A 5,301-nucleotide genomic window follows, 5' to 3' on the forward strand; every position below is an offset into this window, starting at 1 on the left:
TTTCAGGACAGCCCCTTTATTGATTTTTTTATTTTCTTGAGTTACACCCCATTGTTCATTTTGACTAAAAAAATAAACCATGCTATAATAACTCGAATAATTCACAAAAAACCTTATTGTTACAATAAAGTTTGCATTTTTAAATTAAAATGACTGATAAAACCCCAATATACTAATACTATATATTACTATTATTGTTATAAGAGGAGTCATTATCGTGAAAAAATATTATACTATTGGAGAAACAGCAAAACTACTTGGTGTCACTACACAAACCTTACGTCATTACGAGAAGATAGGCATTCTTGAACCTAGTTACATATCAAGCGAAAACGGATACAGATATTATGAATTTAATCAATTTCATATTGTTGACCGTATAAAGTATTTACAATACTTAGGCCTGTCTTTATCTGAAATCGCAAGTATCGTAAAAAAAGGAACTATCGAAGGCCTTTTGCCTGCCTTAGAACAACAATGGCAAACAACTAACCAAGAATTAGAGAAAATTCATTCGAGAATTAAAGATGTGGAATGGTATATTAATTATTTTACTTATCTGAGTAAAATGGACAAATCAAAAGTTTTGTATCGTATGCACATGGAGACAAGACACTTAATTTATGTTCCTTGTTATAATTCTGATGAACTAGCAGATATGGAAATTCGTTTGGCTGAAGTGCGCAGCAGCGCTGAACTTCGTGACTTGTCCTATCGACGTCAATATGGTTATGAATTATCTTCATCTGGTCTATTTCAACGTAAATTTAAACCTAAAGCTTATTTTATTTATATTAAAAACAGGCCGCAGTTTTTTACACCATTCTATAAAGAACTGCCAGCAGGAGAATACCTATGTTTTCGTTCAAAATTGCTGCGTGAAGAATGGGATACCACAATTTTAGAAAAATATTTCACTTCTCTTTCTAAACCATCTACTATAGTGGCACTAGAGTTTGAAGATAATCTTGTGGAATATATGAATGCAGATTATGAAATTCAAATATTAATAGACTAATTAAAATTTAGTAAATTATATAATATTCCTAAAAACAGTAAAAGGATTGTTGTACTTATGTGTAATTACAACAGTCCTTTTGCTGTTTTTGCGCTTACAAAAATTTTTTTATTTTTTTAAAATTATTCTTGACATGTATCTTAGAATAACGTTTACACTTACATGTGTGTAAGGCAAAAATTTTTATATTTGCAACAAACAATTCACTTAATCTATTTATTATTGTGGAAAAATAAGGAGGAAATATTTATGAAATCAACTGAATTAACCAGAGAAACAAAAATTTTATATGCAGGAAGCGAATCAAAACTTCCAATCGAGAATCCAGAGACACCACCTATTTATCATTCAACAGCAAATATTATTCGCGATATGGATGACTACGATGTTGCAAGTACTGGTGGTAAATATTATTATTGTAGAACTGCAAATCCAAATAGAGATGGTGTAGCTGAGGCTGTATCCTATTTAGAAAAGGGAGAGCAATCTCTTGTGTGTTCTTCAGGAATGGCTGCTATTTCAAGCACACTTTTATCTCTTATAAAGCCAGGTGATCACATTCTTGCAAGCCGTTCTATTTATGGCGAAACAATCGAACTGTTTGATAATATTTTAAAAAAGTTTAATGTAGAAGTTACATATAGCGATTTTACAAATTTGGACAATGTCCAAGCAGACTTAAAGCCTAACACTAAAATAGTTTATACAGAAATTATCGCCAACCCACTTATTGAAGTAGTAGACATAGGGTCCTTATCTAAACTGGCTCATAGAGTCGGAGCACTAGTTGTAGTTGACAGCACCTTCACTACACCCTTTGCAATTCGTCCACTAGAACATGGTGCAGATATTGTTATTCACAGCTTGACAAAGTATTTTGGAGGTCATAGCGATATTACAGCTGGCTCAATTACTAGTTCAAATGAAATGATTAAGAAAATATACTCAGACTATTTGCTTTTCGGAGGATGTCTTGACCCAAACAGTTCCTGGTTAATGCTTCGCAGCATCAGAACCATGGAAATGCGTGTAACTAAGCAATTCGAAAATGCAAAAAAAATCGCAGAAGCCTTGGCAAAAGATCCACATGTGCGTTATGTAAACTATCCGACTCTTACAAACCATCCTCAACATGAACTAGCTATGAAACTTATGCCAAAGGGTTGCGGTGCTATGCTAAGTTTTAGAGTGGAAGATGATAGAGATAAGGTAAATGCATTCATGCATAAATTAAACTTAGTAAAATACCTTGGTACATTAGGTGGATATCGTACATCTATTGCACATCCAGCTACTGCTTTCCGTAACGAGTTTACTCCAGAGAAGCTTAAAGAAATGGGAATGGAAGAAGGACTCATTCGTATTTCTGCTGGTGCAGAAGCAATTGAAGATTTAATTTCTGATTTTAAACAAGCATTAACAGTATTTGATACCGTTTAATTTGTAGAGGAGGCTTACTAAATTATGCTTAAAAAAATTAACCTACCAATAGCCTTGCTTGCTGTTGGATTATTAATCGCCATGGTAATTCCAATGGTTTTATCTCCAGATGGAAGTGCCACTATAATCAACAATTTCTATTCACTAATGACATTAAATTTTCCATGGTTATTTATGTTTATTGCTTTTCTAAGTGCAGTGTTTGCCGTGTTTATTATATTTTCCAAATACGGAGACATTCGTTTAGGTGGTGCTAATGCACAGCCACATTACAAGTTTTTTACCTGGGTAGCTATGAATATGTGTTCCGCAGCTGGAGCAGGAATTCTAATTTTTGGTATGGTAGAATGGATGTACTATGTAAAAACTCCACCTTTTGGAGTCGAACCTATGTCAGTGCAAGCTTATGAATATGCTTCAGCTTATGGAATGTTCCACTGGGGATTTTCAGCTTGGGCTATCTATTTACCTGCATCCCTTGCACTAGGATATATTTTCTGGAATAAAAATGTAGATTCCTTAAATTTATCTGATCTTTGTAAGTCCGTTTTAAAGGGTGATAGTTTACCAATTAGAATTATAAAAGTTTTAATAGATGGTATTGTTGCTTTTGGATATATTGGCGGTTTAGTTTGCACTATAGGTCTAGGTACTTCTATTCTTGCTGAATTAGCAGGATATTTATTACACATGCAAGTTACTTTCGGACTTCGTATAAGCATTATTCTTATATTTTGTGTATTCTTTATCTTATCCACCTCCAAAAGTATTGCTAAAGGAGTTGGAATTATAAGTGATTTTAATGTTAAATTAGCAATTGGTTTCTTCCTATTTGTTTTCTTAGTTGGACCTAAATCCTTTATTTTAAATAATTTTGTTATGGCAATCGGAACAAATATTCGTGAATTTATTCATATGAGTTTTAATACAGATTCTATTGCGAAAACTGGTTTCATTCAACAGTGGACAGTATTTTATTGGGCATGGTATTTAGGCTGCACAATTTCTGATGGCCTTTGGCTGGCACGTGTTTCCTATGGCCGTACCTTCCGCGAGATTGCTGTTGTAAGATGTATTTGGACTTCACTTGCTTGCTGGGTAGCCTTTGCAGTGCTTGGAAATTACGGAATGCATCTGCAGCTTTCAGGACAAATTGATTTGTCACAAATAGTTATTGACAGTGGAAATAATGCTGCAGTATTAGCTGTTTTAAAAACACTTCCTTTATCTGGGGCAGCCATTATTTTGTATATGGCAATAATATTCATAACCTTAGCCTGCGGTGCTACAGCAGCATCCACAGTAGTGTCAATACTTACTTCTAAGAACTTAAAAAACGATGAAGAACCTAGTAAATGGTACAAAGTGTTCTGGGGTTTCCTTGTTTTACTTCTTCCAGTTAGTATACTGTTCCTTGAACATATGGTGCCAGGTTTAAATGTTTTAACAACCATTCAGTCTGTTACTTCAGTTTTTGCTATTCCAATGTTGTTTGTTATAGCACTACTTCTTATAGCTTTCTACAAGATACTGAAAAAGGATATAGAAAGCAAAAATATTCCTGTAGATGAAAACAAGCTATTTAAATGGAATTCGTAATATGTTTTCATAAGATAATTTTAAAAGAAAGAGTCTGTTGCATTTATGCAAACATGACCGAAAGTAGAATTATACTCCGAGAGAGGTTACCAAGCTTTGGTAACCTCTCTCTGCGCATAATTCTACTTTCTGATATAGTTCTTTGTAAATGCACATTCCTTTTTTATGTATTTATGTCCTAACCTAGAGATCATACAAAAAATACTAAAGAATTTAATAAATAATATAGACTATAGACTTTTATATGATATAATCAACTTAGACCTTAACCGATAATGATTTTCATTTTCTTTTTACTTGAAATTATCGTGACTTAAAAAAATAATTATATATAGATGCCTACACCAGAAAGTAAACATATACAGGAGCATAAATTTACTTTCGACCGTGAGTATCTACATAACAAAGGAGAGTTACAAATGAAAAAAGTGCAAATATCTAAATTAGATTTAGATAGAATAAAGCTAAATATTAAACAAGACACTAATGTACATGTCCATGGTGGTCATTACGTAGGTGAACGTAAAGATGGTAAAATGCATGGCCAAGGCACCTATTTCTATAAGGACGGCAGTAAGTATACAGGTGACTGGGAAAATAATGAGATGAATGGTCAAGGTACTTTTACCTGGGCTTGTGGTGAAAAATACATAGGTCAATGGAAAAATGATATGCAGCATGGTTATGGTATTTACACTTGGCCAGATGGGGACAAGTATGAAGGACAATGGGAAATTGGTGAAAAAACTGGGTTTGGTATATTCACATGGTCAGACGGTGAAACTTATATAGGCGATTGGAAAAGTGATATGCGCCATGGCAAAGGTATTCATAACTGGTCAGATGGCGATAAATATATAGGTGACTGGAAAGACGACGTAAGAGACGGCAGCGGCATGTATCTTCACTCAAATACTGAAGTTTCTATAGGAGATTTTGAAAACAATGATTTTTTAAGTAAATGCTAGAAGTTACTATTTATTAATTAGACTTATGAAGTCAAAGCATTAATATAGTAAAGTGGCCGTCGCACTATAAACAAACACACCAGACACTTAACTTATACGCAGGGATATATTGACATTCTGGAAGGCACATTTAAATACTTTTACCACAAGTCTTAGCTCATATTTTTGAAAAAGCTTAGAAGATTTGATTGGTTAAAAGTCTAAATGACTTTTAACGAGCAACTTATCAATGGTAATTGATAAGTTGGTCCGACTGAGCAGAGCGAGTTATCAAAG

At 33.6% G+C, this 5,301-nt stretch carries 4 protein-coding genes; all 4 read left to right on the forward strand.

Features of this window, described 5'->3' with window-relative positions; translation table 11 throughout:
• The first annotated feature begins 217 nt into the window (after nt 1-217).
• Nucleotides 218-1,018, forward strand: a complete 801-nt coding sequence (locus I6U48_RS28615) for a MerR family transcriptional regulator (RefSeq protein WP_218323921.1) — start codon at nt 218-220, stop codon at nt 1,016-1,018.
• Between the two features lie 249 nt (nt 1,019-1,267).
• On the forward strand, nt 1,268-2,458 hold the full coding sequence (locus I6U48_RS28620; RefSeq protein ID WP_218323922.1) for a trans-sulfuration enzyme family protein: 1,191 nt from the start codon (nt 1,268-1,270) through the stop codon (nt 2,456-2,458).
• 24 nt (nt 2,459-2,482) lie between these two features.
• Nucleotides 2,483-4,057, forward strand: coding sequence for a BCCT family transporter (locus tag I6U48_RS28625; RefSeq protein ID WP_218323923.1), 1,575 nt, complete (start codon nt 2,483-2,485; stop codon nt 4,055-4,057).
• A gap of 419 nt (nt 4,058-4,476) precedes the next feature.
• The gene (locus I6U48_RS28630; protein WP_218323924.1) at nt 4,477-5,025 is read left to right on the forward strand and encodes an MORN repeat-containing protein; all 549 of its coding nucleotides are present in this window, start codon (nt 4,477-4,479) and stop codon (nt 5,023-5,025) included.
• Nucleotides 5,026-5,301: the final 276 nt, after the last annotated feature.

The sequence above is a fragment of the Clostridium thailandense genome (assembly GCF_019207025.1).
Lineage (GTDB): Bacteria > Bacillota > Clostridia > Clostridiales > Clostridiaceae > Clostridium_AM > Clostridium_AM thailandense.

Excerpts from the sequence above, each read along its gene's own strand:
- I6U48_RS28620 (WP_218323922.1), top strand. The coding sequence starts at position 1,268 with ATGAAATCAACTGAATTAACCAGAGAAACAAAAATTTTATATGCAGGA.
- I6U48_RS28625 (WP_218323923.1), top strand. The coding sequence starts at position 2,483 with ATGCTTAAAAAAATTAACCTACCAATAGCCTTGCTTGCTGTTGGATTA.
- I6U48_RS28630 (WP_218323924.1), top strand. The coding sequence starts at position 4,477 with ATGAAAAAAGTGCAAATATCTAAATTAGATTTAGATAGAATAAAGCTA.